Annotated in this window: 15 protein-coding genes; 12 read left to right on the top strand and 3 right to left on the bottom strand. The window is 29.9% G+C overall.

What is annotated here, in order from left to right:
* Positions 1-35: 35 nt before the first annotated feature.
* Positions 36-884: a cysteine ABC transporter substrate-binding protein gene (locus AB8B23_RS10985; RefSeq protein WP_369712775.1), complete on the top strand. Its 849-nt coding sequence runs from the start codon at positions 36-38 to the stop codon at positions 882-884.
* 263 nt (positions 885-1,147) lie between these two features.
* Here AB8B23_RS10985 and AB8B23_RS10980 read toward each other — a convergent pair whose 3' ends face one another.
* Positions 1,148-2,035: a low temperature requirement protein A gene (locus AB8B23_RS10980; protein ID WP_369712774.1), complete on the bottom strand. Its 888-nt coding sequence runs from the start codon at positions 2,033-2,035 to the stop codon at positions 1,148-1,150.
* 111 nt (positions 2,036-2,146) lie between these two features.
* Positions 2,147-2,857: a hypothetical protein gene (locus AB8B23_RS10975; protein ID WP_369712773.1), complete on the bottom strand. Its 711-nt coding sequence runs from the start codon at positions 2,855-2,857 to the stop codon at positions 2,147-2,149.
* Positions 2,858-3,341: 484 nt separating this feature from the next.
* Here AB8B23_RS10975 and AB8B23_RS10970 point away from each other — a divergent pair, with 484 nt between their 5' ends.
* The 7 genes from AB8B23_RS10970 (at position 3,342) to AB8B23_RS10940 (ending at position 8,650) form a co-directional block, all read left to right on the top strand.
* Positions 3,342-4,319, top strand: coding sequence for a type I phosphomannose isomerase catalytic subunit (locus AB8B23_RS10970; protein WP_369712772.1), 978 nt, complete (start codon positions 3,342-3,344; stop codon positions 4,317-4,319).
* A gap of 638 nt (positions 4,320-4,957) precedes the next feature.
* Positions 4,958-5,482 carry an FxLYD domain-containing protein gene (locus AB8B23_RS10965; RefSeq protein ID WP_021744446.1) on the top strand — a complete coding sequence of 175 codons (525 nt, stop codon included), beginning with the start codon at positions 4,958-4,960 and terminating at the stop codon, positions 5,480-5,482.
* A gap of 19 nt (positions 5,483-5,501) precedes the next feature.
* Entirely contained in the window at positions 5,502-6,176 is a 675-nt protein-coding gene (locus tag AB8B23_RS10960) for a 5'-methylthioadenosine/adenosylhomocysteine nucleosidase (protein ID WP_081686578.1), read from the top strand.
* 31 nt (positions 6,177-6,207) lie between these two features.
* On the top strand, positions 6,208-7,035 hold the full coding sequence (locus AB8B23_RS10955) for an SPOR domain-containing protein (RefSeq protein WP_369712771.1): 828 nt from the start codon (positions 6,208-6,210) through the stop codon (positions 7,033-7,035).
* Between the two features lie 39 nt (positions 7,036-7,074).
* Entirely contained in the window at positions 7,075-8,091 is a 1,017-nt protein-coding gene (locus AB8B23_RS10950; RefSeq protein WP_369712770.1) for a DHH family phosphoesterase, read from the top strand.
* 38 nt (positions 8,092-8,129) lie between these two features.
* Entirely contained in the window at positions 8,130-8,348 is a 219-nt protein-coding gene (locus AB8B23_RS10945) for a hypothetical protein (protein WP_021744450.1), read from the top strand.
* Entirely contained in the window at positions 8,348-8,650 is a 303-nt protein-coding gene (locus tag AB8B23_RS10940; protein WP_021744451.1) for a hypothetical protein, read from the top strand. The genes AB8B23_RS10945 and AB8B23_RS10940 overlap by 1 nt, the downstream gene beginning before the upstream one ends.
* A gap of 55 nt (positions 8,651-8,705) precedes the next feature.
* On the opposite strand, the gene AB8B23_RS10935 is transcribed toward AB8B23_RS10940, so the two are convergent.
* A complete protein-coding gene (locus AB8B23_RS10935) occupies positions 8,706-9,641 on the bottom strand; it encodes a TetR/AcrR family transcriptional regulator (RefSeq protein WP_369712769.1) in 936 nt (311 codons plus the stop codon).
* A 100-nt stretch (positions 9,642-9,741) separates the two neighbouring features.
* Between AB8B23_RS10935 and AB8B23_RS10930 the strand changes: the two genes are divergently transcribed.
* The 4 genes from AB8B23_RS10930 to AB8B23_RS10915 all read left to right on the top strand — a co-directional run bounded on the left by AB8B23_RS10930 (position 9,742) and on the right by AB8B23_RS10915 (position 14,455).
* On the top strand, positions 9,742-10,932 hold the full coding sequence (locus AB8B23_RS10930) for a MalY/PatB family protein (RefSeq protein WP_369712768.1): 1,191 nt from the start codon (positions 9,742-9,744) through the stop codon (positions 10,930-10,932).
* A 267-nt stretch (positions 10,933-11,199) separates the two neighbouring features.
* Positions 11,200-11,703, top strand: a complete 504-nt coding sequence (msrA, locus tag AB8B23_RS10925) for a peptide-methionine (S)-S-oxide reductase MsrA (protein WP_021744454.1) — start codon at positions 11,200-11,202, stop codon at positions 11,701-11,703.
* A gap of 156 nt (positions 11,704-11,859) precedes the next feature.
* The gene (gene ulaG / locus AB8B23_RS10920; RefSeq protein ID WP_369712767.1) at positions 11,860-12,921 is read left to right on the top strand and encodes an L-ascorbate 6-phosphate lactonase; all 1,062 of its coding nucleotides are present in this window, start codon (positions 11,860-11,862) and stop codon (positions 12,919-12,921) included.
* A gap of 76 nt (positions 12,922-12,997) precedes the next feature.
* Positions 12,998-14,455, top strand: coding sequence for a PTS ascorbate transporter subunit IIC (locus AB8B23_RS10915; protein WP_369712766.1), 1,458 nt, complete (start codon positions 12,998-13,000; stop codon positions 14,453-14,455).
* Positions 14,456-14,488 lie beyond the last annotated feature (33 nt).

The following is a 14,488-nucleotide window of genomic DNA, read 5'->3' as shown; positions in this document are numbered from 1 at the left end:
AATAACAAAAATATTAAATAAACTTGGAGGTAATTATGAAAAAGAATTTTGAAAGGTTTGTAAAAATTATTGCAATCTTAGTTTTAGGGGTATTTGCAATAAGCTGTGGAAAAGGTGGAAAGGGAAGTGCTGAACCAGGATCAATTGAGGCAATAAAAAAAGCAGGAAAAATAAGAATAGGAGTATTTGGAGATAAGCCGCCATTTGGATTTGTTGATGAAAATGGGAAAAATCAGGGTTATGATGTTTATTTGGCAAAAAGACTTGCAAAAGATTTATTAGGTGATGAAAATAAAATAGAATTTATCACATTAGAAGCTGCAAACAGAGTGGAATATTTATTATCAAATAAAGTTGACATTATTCTAGCAAACTTTACAGTAACAGATGAAAGAAAACAAAAAGTTGATTTTGCAAAACCTTATATGAAGGTATCATTAGGGATTGTTTCGCCAGAAGGTGCTCCAATAAAAGATGTGAAGGAGCTGAAAGGTAAAAAATTAATAGTTAACAAAGGAACAACGGCAGAAATTTACTTTACTAAAAATCATCCAGATATAGAATTACTGAAATATGACCAAAACACAGAAACATTTAACGCATTATTAGATAAAAGGGGAGCTGCACTTGCACATGATAATACTCTAGTATTCGCATGGGCAACAGAAAATCCAGGATTTGTTGTGGATATTAAACAGTTAGGGGAACAGGACTACATTGCTCCAGCTGTAAGAAAAGGGAACAAGGAACTGTTAGACTGGCTAAATACTGAAATAGATGCTCTTACTAAGGAAGGATTCTTTGAAAAAGCATATAAAGCAACTCTTGAGCCTGTTTACGGAAATAAAGTTGATCCAAAAACAGTAATTATCGAAAATAAATAGACTAATTAAATAATAAATTTATAAAAATAAAAAAGTAAACTGCTTCAGAATATTGAGGCAGTTTTATTTATGTTATAAAATTTTATTTACTGGAATTATGCTCTAAGATTGTGTTTTTCTATATTTCCTAGCAATTATCAGTAAAATTGCACAAGTTAGAAATAATATCAAAAATTCCATAATTATCAAATTTTGTCTAAAAATAAAAATTGCTGCAAATGAAATAGTTAAAATTCCTAAAATTTTTGAAAAAACCTTTCTGTTTAGACGTTTTTCTTTGTCCAGATAATACCATTTGCGAATAACATTAAGTAAAAGCCTGTATATCCAAAAATGTAAAAAAGTGCCAAAAAAGTTTTATTCGGTTCTTGCCCAACTAAATTCCAAGAGGAAATTATAATTCCTAAACTAATTAGCAGGAAAAAATGTGAATACATCAGCACCAATCCACGTGTTACCAGATGATGGTTTATCATTTTGTTTATCAAGATTGTATATGTTCCAAATAGTGAAAATATTGCAATTAAAGCGATAAATGGATAAATTGTAAAATGCTTTATATCAAAATATTTTGCAATCCCGACAATCATTTCTCCAAAGAACAAAATTGTCAATAATTCAAATCGTTCTTTTAAATGTCCAAACTTAGCAACATTGTTGTCAAATTCAATTTTGTAAATTACAGGAAGAAAAACTCCTGAAAAGTTTGCAATTATAAGAAGTATTGTTCCAATATAAAAATTTACGAACAGACTGATTATAAGCAATGAACTAACGATTAAAAGAATATTTCTCTCATTAACAGCTTCTTTTTCGCCAAATCCTTTTTTCATTGCTTGACAGTGATACGAAAATGCTACAGTCAAAGCCATAATTAACATTGAAATTGTAAAAGGATAGTAGGCTTGACTCGAATCTGCTAAAAAAGAATTAGACAAATAAATCGCTGTCGTCATATTTACACACATAGTCATAATTTCACGAAAGTTAAACGTCCCAAATCTATTCAAATAGTTTGTCATATACAACCATTCTTGTAAGACAACGAGCGATGCTAATACAAAATTAAAAAATGTCCAAGGCTCAATCACTCCGTGATGAGGATGATGAATAATTCCTGATATTTTCGAAATAGCATAAACAAATATCAAATCATAAAAAAGTTAGATATTTTCAACTTTTCTTTCCTTCATTAAACTCATTTTTTCATCTCCTTGCTTTAATTTTTTTGACTTTTGAAATTTCCTGTTCAGTTAAAATATTTAATCTTGAGTAATAAGTCCCAAAGATTTTTCCATTTCAATTGTTCTGTCAACATCTTTTTTGTAAGTAATACCTAACTTATAGTAATGGTTTTCTTTCATTTTCAAAAAACTCCATCCGTATTCTTTTTTCTCAATTACTAGATACTGTCCTTTATCATTGGATAAAGTTGCCTTTATTTTGGGTTCTTCTACATTATCTGTCCTCTTGTAATCCCACAAAATCTCAAAATAATTTGTAGAATCCCAAATCCATTTTTTCACATCTTCTGTATTTTCAAGCTTTTTCCCATTTACATAAAGTTCTTTGCTATTTGAAATAATTTTCCTAATTTCTTTTAAATCCCTAACATAACTTGGCAACTGAAATATATTTATATTAATTAGAGTTATTACAATTAAACAAACTGATACACAGCTCATCTTTAAATAAAAAATTTTCTTTTTTAACTTCTCTTTTCGCAAAGTTTCCTCAAAATCTCCAGTTTCTTCATCTTCTTTTTCATAATCATTTACAAAATCCTTTTTCGTTTCCAAATAAAACTTCAAAATTCCAAAAATAATTATTAACCAAATAGATATAATATTTTTATTAATTTTCAAAAATCCTATTATAATTGGAATAATCACATACATTAAGCTATTCATTAAAATAAACAGTCGTCTTTTTCTCTTTTCCTTTTCAATTTTCTGCTCATCGTAAACATACATATTCTTTAACCTCTTAACATTAAAAATCGTCTTTTAAGCATTTTACAATATTAACAAAATTTTTTCAAATTAATTGATAAAAAACTTTTTTTATGGTATAATTATTTTGTAAAAAGCAATCATGTGTATATTAAAAATTTGACGACAGAAGCCAGTTTGATTTAAGCTGGCTTTTTGTATTATAATTTGATATAATTATTTGGGTTTTCGTCAAAAACCTTAATATACCATGATTGGGGGTGAAACTGTCATGGAGCGTGATATAATTTATATCATAATTCAAATTGTAGTTGTCTACTATTTTTTAAGTAGAGGATAACACCCCAAAAATGAAAAAATACTTTTCCCCTGCAGATATTATTTGCAGGTTTTTTTTGCAAAATTTTTTCATTATGTTGTTGTAAAATTTGATTCAAAATGTTATCATGAAATAAAGAAATTATTGAAAATTAATTATATAAATTAAATAAAGGAGAGAGTTCTTATGTTATATCCAATGAAGTTTAAAAAATTTTTTGTGGAAAAAGTATGGGGTGGACGTGAATTTGAAACAAAATTAGGAATGAAATTGCCTGAAGGCAAAAAAATTGGAGAATCTTGGGAAGTATCGGCACATCCGCATGGAATGGGTATTGTGGAAAATGGTGCTTTGGCTGGACAAAGACTGGATGATATTTACAAGGAATATAAAGGAGAACTTGCTGGAAAAAAGGTTTATGAAAAATATCCAAATAAATTTCCGCTTCTTATAAAATATCTGGACGTAAACGATAGACTTTCTATCCAGGTGCATCCAAGTGATGAAGTTGCCCTAAAAAAACACAATGAATTTGGGAAAAGTGAATCTTGGTATATAATGGAGGCAAGTGATGATGCAACTTTAATTATGGGAATGAAGCCTGGTATCACAAAAGAAAAATTCTTGGAAAAAGTAGAAAAAAATGATTTTGATGGATTATTTGAAGAAAAAACTGTTAAAAAAGGTGATTTTATTGATATTACACCGGGAACAGTTCACGCCTCATTAAAAGGAAGCGTACTTTTTGCAGAAGTTCAGCAAAACTCAGATGTAACTTATAGAATTTATGATTTTGACAGAATTGATAAAAATGGGAAAAAAAGAGAACTACACTTACAGGATTCTGCTGATGTAATTGATTTTGGAAAAGAAGTGGAAATTAAAAATACTGATTTTGATGATTCTGAAAATGGGAAAGATATTTTGAGAAAACATATTATAAAAAAAGAATATTACTCAATTGATAAATTAAAATTTTCTGATTCTTTTGAAGATGTGAACAATGAAAACATGACAATTTATTCAATATTGGAAGGAGAAGGAAAAATTGTATGGGGAGAAAACGAAGAGCTTTCAATTAAAAAAGGAGAAACAGTTTTAATCCCTGTTGGAATTAATATAAAAACTATTGGAAGCTTTGAAATTTTAAGGACTGTAATTTAAGTAGATGAAGGCAAGAATTCTAGTTTACTTTTTAGGTAAAATTGGATGATTTGCCTTGTTTTTTTAGTTGGAATATGATATTCTAATGTTATACTAATATTGTTTTATAGTTAAATAATATATAATGTTTTGAAAATATATATTAAATTTTTATTTTAGTATATTTTAGTTAATAATTGTTTTTCTATTTATATTTATAATTCATTTTAACGTAAGGGCATCGACATCATGCCCTCTTTCATAATAACAGTTATTTGAATACTTAACTGGCTACCTCTTAGAGCTAATGGCGAAAAGTTCTATGAACTACCCTTCTTGACGTAAAATTTTCTTATAAAAGAAAAATAGAACTCATTTTTAAATATAGGTTATTTTAATATGAATAAGTATATATAATTTTAAATAATTTATAAAAGTTTAAACAACTATTTTTCTTCTGACGAAATTTTGCTTAATATTTTTTACTAAACTATTTGTTTATTAAATTAAAAATGCCTAAACGAGCTGGGATTAAAAAGGTATGGTGGTTATTTCCGTTTGCCCTAAAAAAGTATAAAGAAATATAAGAAAAATATTTATTAATAAAAAAATTTATAGAGTTTTTGAAAAAATAATTGAAAGAATAGGAATTAAGAAAAGTGAAAAAAAAGATTTTGTTAATTGGAATAATGCTTGGAATTTCATCTTGTGGAATTGTTGGCGGAGTTGGAAGTGTAGTTGGAGGAACTATAAAAGCTGCAGGTGGGATTACTGGAGCGGTTATTGGGACAACTGGTAAATTGATTGGAGGTATTATTGGTGGAAAAGATGGAGAAATAAAGGCCAAAAATACAAAATATAAATTTTCAGATGCAGAAGTTGAAATAACAGGCAATAAGACTATTGTTACAGGGATTTTAACACATAATGGAGTAACAAAGAGAAATTTAACTATTGAGATTCCATGTTTTGATGAAAATGGAGCAAAAATTGGAGATGCAGTTGACAATATAAGTTCGCTTGGAAAAGATGAAAAATGGGAATTTCAGGCAGTTCTTAATACAAATGAGACAAAGACTTGCAAGTTGAAGGATACTTATGTTTATGAAGGAAGTATAAATACAACTATTGAAAATAATGATGGTTCTGAAAATATAAATAATATTGATAAAGAACAAAAATAAGAATTGGAGGAAACGAATGATGACAGGAATTATTGGAGCTGTAATTGAAGAGGCTGAGGCAATAAAAAAGGAAATTAAGGATATTAAAGAAAATATTATAAACGGAATATCGTTTTTTACTGGGAAATTTAATGATAAAGATGTTGTTTTTGTACAGTCTGGAATTGGGAAGGTAAATGCTGCGATTACTGCTACTTTATTAATTGAGAAATTTGGTGTAGATGAGGTAATTTTTTCAGGAGTTGCAGGATCGTTGGATGAAAGACTGAAAGTTGGAGATGTTGTTATTGGGCGAGATGTTGTTCAACATGATGTTGATGCTACAGCATTTGGTTATAAAATGGGACAGATTCCTCAAATGAAGGAGTGGGCATTTGAGTCAGATAAGGAACTTATTGAAAAAACTGGAAATATAACTGATTTTGAACATCAGATATTACTTGGAAGGATTTTGACTGGGGATCAGTTTGTGAGTCAAAAAAAAATAAAAATTCAGCTTGGAAAGGATTTTGAGGCACTTTGTGTGGATATGGAAAGTGGAGCTGTAGCTCAGGTTTGCACAAGATTAGGTGTAAAATTTTTGATAATCCGTTCAATTTCAGATTCGATTACAGATGATTCCGGAATGGAATACACAAGTTTTGTAAAACTTGCAGCGGAAAATTCTAAAAAAATATTAAAAGAGATTGTTTAATAAAATAAAAAGTTGAAAGAAGGGAGAAAAAATGAGTTTTCGGTTAAATCCGTTTAAAGTAATGAGAGCAGTTGGAATTGTTGCAGTTGTTACTTATGGTATAGTGCTTGCAACAGGCTATAAAAAGTCAAAAGAAACTACGACTGAAAGCGTTACAAAAGAGATGAAAATTAGAAATAAGGATTTTTACAATTCTAAAGACTATAAAAACAATTTGACTTTACCAAATCAGGTTGTGGAAAATAATAATGAAACAGTCACAAAAGAGCTTGAGCAGGCAAAAAGCTCACAGCCAATTAATTTACAGCAAGATCAAATAGCAATTAATCCAAAAAACGTTTCATCACAATCACAAACAAATGTAAAAATAACTAATGATGCCAAAAAGAAACAGGAAGAAACAAAACTGGAAGTTAAAAAATTAGAGCAGAAAAAACAGGAAGAGGCAAAAATTGCTGAGCAGAAACGTCAGGAAGAAGCAAAAATAGAAGTTCGTCAAGCTGAAATAAGAAAACAGCAGCAGGAGGCAGCTAGAAAGGAACAGGCAAGAGTAGAAGCGGTAAAACAGCATGCTAAAGAAGAGGCAGCAAGAAAAGCAAGGGAAGAAGCCAAAAAAAATCAGATAAAAAGCGGATCTAAAAAGTACATTCAGGTAGCTTCGGTAACTTCGGAATCTTCAGCAAGAGAAATAGCTAAGAAGCTAGGTGGAAATTTCTATTATAAAAAAACTTCAGTAAATGGAAGAACAGTTTATGTAGTGATGTCAAATATGACAGACAACCCGAATACTTTAAAAACTATGGAAAATCAAGCTAAGAAAGCAGGAAGTGGCTATATGATCCGTTCTGTTGGGAAATAATAGCTAAAAAATTTAAGAACAGGAATAAAATAAAAATATATGAAAAAAAATTATAAAGGAAACATTTCTCCAAAAGAAATCGTAAATGAAATAAAACTATCTAAAAATATTATTTTAACAGCGCATATTAATCCCGATGGAGATGCATTAGGCTCGCTTTTGGCATTTTATTTTATGATAGATGATTTTTGCAAAAAAAATAATATGAAAAAAATGATAAAAATCGTTGTTGATGATAAGTTGCCTAAGTATATGCGACATTTTGAAGATACAGAATTGATTTGGAGTTATGAAAAATTTGGTGAGAAATTTAAGCATAATTTTCAAAATGATGAAAAATTTGACTTGTTTATAAGTTTAGATTGTGCAAATAAGGAAAGATATGGAAAGGCTATAGAAATAAAAAAACTTAGTAAAAAATCTATAAATATCGATCATCACATTAGCAATACTGAACATGCAGATTTTAATTATGTGGAAGACATTTGCAGTACAGGGGAGCTTTTGTATCAGTTTTTAGAGATTTTTGAGATTGAGCTGAGAGAGAAAATCGCTAAATATATGTATCTTGGAATAATTAATGATACTGGTAACTTTAGGCATGACAATGTCACAGAACATACTTTTTTTGTATGTTCCAAGTTGATTGGAGCAGGTGTTAATAATCACAAGATTGCTAATATTATTTTTGAAGTTAGTGAAAAAAAAGTTGGATTTATTGGTGAGCTTTATAAAAATAAAAAAATTAATGAGTATTATAAGTTCATAAGCTACTATTTGACACAGGAAAAAATGAAAAAGCTAAGTATTGAAAAAGATGATACAGATGGTGCGGCAGAAATGCTTTTAAAGATTGAAGGAATGGAACTTTCACTATTTGTAAGAGAAGATGTTGATGGTTCATTAAAAGGAAGTTTTCGTGCAAATGATAAATATAACGTAAATAAAATAGCTTCAATTTTTGGTGGTGGAGGACATATAAAAGCCGCTGGTTTCAAGACAAATTTATCTTTTGAGGAAATTTTGGAAAAAACATATCAAGAACTTGAAAAATAAATTTAAATAAAAATCTTTATTTAAGAAAGGAGAATTTTATGTATGATTTTAATATGTTTAATTATCTTAAAATAAAGGGATTTTCAAATGCTCAGCTTGCGGAAAATTTTCAGCAAATTGAAAAGGCAAATCAAAATATTAATGAAATTCTTGACAGTAATCCAAATGCTGTTCTAAAAAAAATAAAATATACTTATCTGGATGAGGAAAAAACAGATTTGCAATTCGATATTAAAATAGAGGTAGTGAATAATTAATGGAAAAGAAAATACGAAAAATAATAATAATTTTATGTTTTGGAATGTTAATAAGTTGTTCATCAGTTGGAAAAAGAGTTGTACCAGATTCGGCAGTTGTATCGAGGGATACTGTTGTTAGCAATAGCATTGAAGAGGTAAAGAAAAAATTTAATGAGGCAGTTGGAGCTCAGCATGTTGGATTGTATAAAAAAGGATTTAGAAATTGGAAGGTTATTTTATATGGTTCACAAGCATATTACCAAGTAATCGTTGCAGAAGATGGCAAAATTGTTTCAAGTGAAAGACTTGAATATAAATAAAATAAAAAAGGGAGTTTTTATATATTCTCCCTAAGTTTTTAATCTAAAATTATATTTATTCATTATCTTCAATTTTATTTTTGGAATTTTCTAAATCGTCAAAAACATTGATAAGACTATCAGAATCAACATCATAATACATACTGTCATTATAATAATCATCAGTCTTGAAATTTGCAAAGCTTTTAATTTCATCAATTTCTTCATTCTGAATATTGTCTTCTTCGGAAATATCATCTGAAATACTTTGAGAAACGTCAATATTGTGAGCTTCGTTAATAGCGGCTCCATCTATTTCTCCACCTGCGATCTCATTTTCTATAGAATCGGGAATATTGATCGTTACGTCACTAGAAATCATTTTTTCACTTTCTGAAACAGTTTCTTCAGATTCTAGCTGTTCATCAGTATCATTATTAAGTTGGAAAAGATTATCAAAAAATATAAAGAAGTCGTTAATTGCAGAACTTTCTTTTTCAGTTTTTAACATAAGAATAGTTCCTTCGAGTAGAGCTATCAGAAGTCTTGCCGTTGTTTCTGGAACGATATCATCGTATTTTTCAGGAAAAGAATATTTTAAAGTAGTTATAAAAAAAGAAAATCTAAGTTCTATTTTTTTATAGGATTTTACAAGTTCTTCACGTATATTATTTTTTAAATCTGCTAGCTCTAAAGCTAAATTTCCAAGCGGGCTTCCACCATGAAACTTGTTATTTACAATATTTTCAAAATATTTTTCAAAAAAATAGTGAAATTTATGGATTGATAAGTCATCTACATTGCTGTTAAAGAAGTTTATAAGATTTTCAGTATGATACTTTATAACAGCAATAAGCAATTCTTCCTTGCTAGAAAAAAACTTGTAAAAAATATCGTTAGGCATTTCACAAGCCTTAAAAATATCCGTTAATTCGGTGTTTTTATAGCCTTTATAATAAAAAAGTTTTGCACTTTGCTGTATTATAAAATTTTTATTATATTCTTTAGTCATTTAAATTTACCTCTTTATAGTATTTTAGATATATTTTATAATTTAATTTGAGGATTGTCAACAAAAAATAATTAAAAAATAAATAAAAGGATGTGATTTTATGAAGTACAATTTTGATGAAATTATTGATAGAAAGAATAATCATTCTGTGAAATATAAGGAACTTATGAGAAAATTTGGAGTGGATGATGTAATTCCGCTTTGGATAGCAGATATGGATTTTAGGACAGCACAGCCTATAATTGACGCTCTTGAAAAAAAAGTTCAGCACGGAATTTTTGGTTATGTTTACCGTCCAGATGAATATTTTGAGTCGTTTATAAACTGGCAGAAAAGAAGATTTGGATGGGAACCAAAAAAAGAACTGCTTAGTTTTAGTATTGGAATTGTACCAAGCCTTGGGGCATTAGTTCAGATTTTTTCTGAAAAAGGTGATAAAATATTAATTCAGACACCTGTTTATTCAGAATTTTATGATATTAATGAAGACAATGCAAGAGTTGTCATTGAAAACAGGTTTATTGAAAAAAACGGAGAATATTCACTTGATTTAGAAGATTTGGAAAATAAATTAAAGGAAAATCCCAAATTATTTATTTTGTGCAATCCTCACAATCCCCTAGGGCACGTATGGACTCGTGATGAACTGGAAGCAATTGGAAATTTATGCATAAAATATAAAGTTCCTGTAATTTCCGATGAAATTCATGCTGATTTGACATTGTGGGACAATAAACATATTCCGATGGCAAGCGTTTCAGAAGAAATTAGACAAAATACAATAACTTGCACTTCGACTGGAAAAGCTTTTAATCTTGCAGGACTTCAAAGTGCAACAATTATTTTCAATAATTTAGATGTAAAATCAAAATTTGACAGATTCTGGAAAGATCTGGAAGTTCATAGAAACAATCCTTTTAACTTGGTTGCCACAATTGCTGCATATTCTGACGGTGGTGAAGAATATTTGAAGCAGTTAAAGGAATATCTGGAAAACAATATTTTATTTTTAAATAGTTTTTTCAAGGAATATATTCCAGAAATTACCCCAAACATTCCACAGGCAACATATCTAGTATGGCTAGACTGTCGAAAATTATGTAAAAAATTTGGATTTAATCAAGAACAGCTGGAAAAATTTATGCTTACAAAAGCAAAACTTGGACTAAATGAAGGACGTGTCTATCAGAAGGGGCTAGAAGGATTTATGAGGCTGAATGCCGCTTGTCCTAGAGCAGTTTTGGAAAAGGCTCTTAATCAGTTGAAAGATGCTATTTTAAAGGAAAAATAAGAAATTTACCTTTCAATATTGTTTATACAAAAACTTACAAAAAAATAATATAATTAAAAGAAATTATTAAATTATTTCTATTTATCAGCTTGTATAATGAAAATGTATGGTTATGACAGTATAAATATTAAATTGCTTAAAATATAACTTGAACCCCCTTCAAAATAGAACTGATAAATCAAATAATCTCGGGGTCTGGGTAGAATCATAATTTTTGAGTTCGGTTTTAAAGTAATTTTTACTATAGATTAGAGGAGGTGCAATTTTATGGAAAATATTAAGGAAATTTATTTTGCTGGAGGATGTTTCTGGGGAGTAGAAAAATTTTTCAAGATGGCTCCGGGTGTTGTTGAAACAACAGTAGGATATGCCAATGGACAGACTCTTGATACAAGCTATGAAATTTTGAAAATGACAGATCATGCAGAAACGGTGCATATAAAATATGATAATAATATAATTTCCTTAAATAAACTTCTGGACTATTATTTTTCGATAATCGATCCTACAAGCATTAACAGACAGGGGCTTGATGAAGGTCGTCAATACCGAACTGGAATTTATTATGTTGATAAGAAGGATCTAGAAACAATAAAATCAAAAGTAGACAGCGAACAGAATAAATATTCAAGAGAAATACAGGTGGAAGTAAGACCATTGAAACATTATATTTTAGCTGAGGATTACCATCAGAGTTATTTAGATAATAATCCTGGAGGCTATTGCCACATTGATCTGGAAAGTGCGATAAAAATTTTTGGAAAGAAATAAAAAAATTAACATATCAAGTCGAGGAAACTCGGCTTTTTTTGTTAAAAAAATTTTTTAGAAATTGCTATTGACTTTAAAAAAATGTGGGGTATACTATTGTTAGCAAAAAGAAAACAGTATATACAATTTAATAACATTTTTTTAGGAGGGACAATTATGTCAAAATTAGATGAAATCACAAGAGAATCTTGGATTTTGGGGACATTTCCTGAATGGGGAACTTGGTTAAATGAGGAAATAGCTGAAACAGTAGTAAAACCAAAAACTGTAGCAATGTGGTGGCTTGGAAACATGGGACTTTGGATAAAAACAGAAGGAAATGCGAATATTGCAATGGACATCTGGGTAGCAACAGGTAAAAGAAGTCAAAAAAATAAATTAATGAAACCTAAACATCAACATCAAAGAGCAGTTGGATGTGTAGCTTTACAGCCGAATTTAAGACTTACGCCTTGTGTTATAGATCCTTTTGCAATAGAAGGTCTTGATGCATTGCTTGCAACACATTCACATAGTGATCATATAGATGTAAATGTTGCAGCGGCAGTTGTAAAAAATTGTCCAGAAGCAAAATTCGTAGGACCAAAAACATGTATTGAAATTTGGAGAAAATGGGGAGTGCCTGAAGATAGGCTGGTACAAGTAAAACCAGGAGATGAAATTACAATAAAAGATGCAAAAATAAAAGCATTGGAATCATTTGACAGAACTATGCTTTTAACAGTTGCTGAAGATGTAACATTAAAAGGAAATTTACCGCCTGATATGGATGAAATGGCAGTAAACTATTTAGTTGAAACAACAGGTGGAAATATTTACAATGCAGGAGATTCACACCATTCAAACTATTTTGTAAAACATGGAAATGAAAATAAAGTAGACGTGGCATTTGTAGGATATGGAGATAATCCAAGAGGAATGACAGATAAATTAACTTCTTCAGATGTGCTAAGAGTAGCTGAAGAATTGAGAACACAAGTTGTTATACCGCTTCATCATGATATTTGGTCTAACTTTATGGCAGATCCGAAAGAAATAACATTATTGTGGAATTATAGAAAAGATAGAATGAAGTATGAATTTAAACCATATATATGGCAGCCTGGAGGGAAATTTGTATTCCCTGATAACAAAGATGATATGGAATATATGTACAGAAGAGGATTTGAAGACGCATTTACAATAGAACCTGATTTGCCATTTAAATCATTCTTATAATAATGCTATAAAAATCATATCACACAAAAACTAATATTTAAATATAGAAATTACAGTTTAGAAGGAGAAGAAAATCATGGAGTTCTTAATGTTAATTGGAAAGTGGTTTGCACAAAATATTTTGACAAAGCCTGAGTTTTTTGTAGGTTTGTTAGTTTTCTTCGGATACTTGTTCATGGGGAAAAAAATCTATGAAGCAGTCGGAGGATTTATTAAAGCGACAGTTGGATATATGATATTAAATGTAGGGGCTAAAGGGCTAGTTGTAACTTTTAGACCTATACTGGAAGCACTGGGAAAAGAATTCCAGCTAAAAGCGGCGGTTATTGATCCATATTTTGGGTTACAGGCAGTGGAAGCTGCGCTAAAAACAATAGGGCAGACAACAGCTTCGGTTATGACAGCTTTATTAATAGGATTTATTTTAAATATATTACTGGTATTATTTAGAAAAATAACTAAAATTAGAACATTGTTCATAACAGGGCATATTATGCAGCAGCAAGCACAAACAGCTACTTGGATGTTATTCTTTTTATTCCCGCAGTTCAGAAATGTTACGGGAGTAGTGTTAATCGGTATATTTGTTGGAATTTACTGGGCTGTAGGATCTAACTTGTCAGTAGAGCCTACTCAAAGATTGACTGAAAATGCAGGATTTGCGATAGGGCATCAGCAAATGTTCGCAGTATGGGTAGCTGATAAATTGGCGCCAAAATTGGGAAATCCTAAAAAACGTTTAGATGATCTGAAATTGCCAAATTGGCTTTCAATGCTGCATGACGATATTATTTCAACAGGGTTAATAATGATGATATTCTTTGGCGGAATAATGCTAGTTTTAGGACCTAACCATTTTACATCTATAAAAGGTGGAGATATAGTAAGCGCATACGATCCTAAAAAACTGTGGTTCGGAACTTACGTCATATCGACAACATTGTCATTTGCAGTTTATTTAACAATATTGAAAACAGGTGTTAGAATGTTCGTGTCAGAACTTACAGTGTCATTCCAGGGAATCTCAAATAAAATTTTACCAGGATCATTCCCAGCGGTTGACTGTGCGGCAACATACGGATTTGGATCGCCAAGTGCAGTATTGTTTGGATTTTTAGTAGGAACAGTAGCTCAATTTATTTCAATAGCGCTGTTACTGATATTTAAATCTCCAATATTTATTATAACAGGATTCGTTCCAGTATTCTTTGACAATGCGACAATCGCAGTATTTGCAGATAAACGTGGCGGTGCAAGGGCGGCATTTATTTTATCAGCATTATCAGGAGTATTCCAAGTATTCTTAGGAGCGGCGGCAGTAATATTGTTTGGATTATCTGATTTTGGAGGATGGCATGGAAATATAGATCAAAGCACGCTGTGGCTTGGACAAGGATTTATAATGAAATATTTAGGAATAATAGGATACGTGCTAGTAATTGTTACAATGCTAATAATTCCTCAAATTCAATATGCTAAATCTAAAAATAAAGAGCAGTATTATGAAGGAACTGTAGATTTGGAAGAAAATTAAGAATTTTAATAAAAAAATAAAGAAAGAAGTGAT

Source organism: Leptotrichia sp. HSP-342, from assembly GCF_041199995.1.
Classification (GTDB): Bacteria; Fusobacteriota; Fusobacteriia; order Fusobacteriales; family Leptotrichiaceae; genus Leptotrichia; species Leptotrichia mesophila.
Note: the sequence above shows the minus strand (reverse complement) of the source record. Positions and strands in the feature narration are given on the sequence as shown.

What these genes read in the sequence shown, in the direction of transcription:
- AB8B23_RS10985 (WP_369712775.1), top strand. Translation starts at nt 36, where the DNA reads ATGAAAAAGAATTTTGAAAGGTTTGTAAAAATTATTGCAATCTTAGTT.
- ulaG (WP_369712767.1), top strand. Translation starts at nt 11,860, where the DNA reads ATGTCAAAATTAGATGAAATCACAAGAGAATCTTGGATTTTGGGGACA.
- AB8B23_RS10935 (WP_369712769.1), bottom strand. Translation starts at nt 9,641, where the DNA reads ATGACTAAAGAATATAATAAAAATTTTATAATACAGCAAAGTGCAAAA.
- AB8B23_RS10915 (WP_369712766.1), top strand. Translation starts at nt 12,998, where the DNA reads ATGGAGTTCTTAATGTTAATTGGAAAGTGGTTTGCACAAAATATTTTG.
- AB8B23_RS10930 (WP_369712768.1), top strand. Translation starts at nt 9,742, where the DNA reads ATGAAGTACAATTTTGATGAAATTATTGATAGAAAGAATAATCATTCT.
- AB8B23_RS10960 (WP_081686578.1), top strand. Translation starts at nt 5,502, where the DNA reads ATGACAGGAATTATTGGAGCTGTAATTGAAGAGGCTGAGGCAATAAAA.
- AB8B23_RS10945 (WP_021744450.1), top strand. Translation starts at nt 8,130, where the DNA reads ATGTATGATTTTAATATGTTTAATTATCTTAAAATAAAGGGATTTTCA.
- AB8B23_RS10955 (WP_369712771.1), top strand. Translation starts at nt 6,208, where the DNA reads ATGAGTTTTCGGTTAAATCCGTTTAAAGTAATGAGAGCAGTTGGAATT.
- AB8B23_RS10940 (WP_021744451.1), top strand. Translation starts at nt 8,348, where the DNA reads ATGGAAAAGAAAATACGAAAAATAATAATAATTTTATGTTTTGGAATG.
- AB8B23_RS10950 (WP_369712770.1), top strand. Translation starts at nt 7,075, where the DNA reads ATGAAAAAAAATTATAAAGGAAACATTTCTCCAAAAGAAATCGTAAAT.
- AB8B23_RS10970 (WP_369712772.1), top strand. Translation starts at nt 3,342, where the DNA reads ATGTTATATCCAATGAAGTTTAAAAAATTTTTTGTGGAAAAAGTATGG.
- msrA (WP_021744454.1), top strand. Translation starts at nt 11,200, where the DNA reads ATGGAAAATATTAAGGAAATTTATTTTGCTGGAGGATGTTTCTGGGGA.
- AB8B23_RS10975 (WP_369712773.1), bottom strand. Translation starts at nt 2,857, where the DNA reads ATGTATGTTTACGATGAGCAGAAAATTGAAAAGGAAAAGAGAAAAAGA.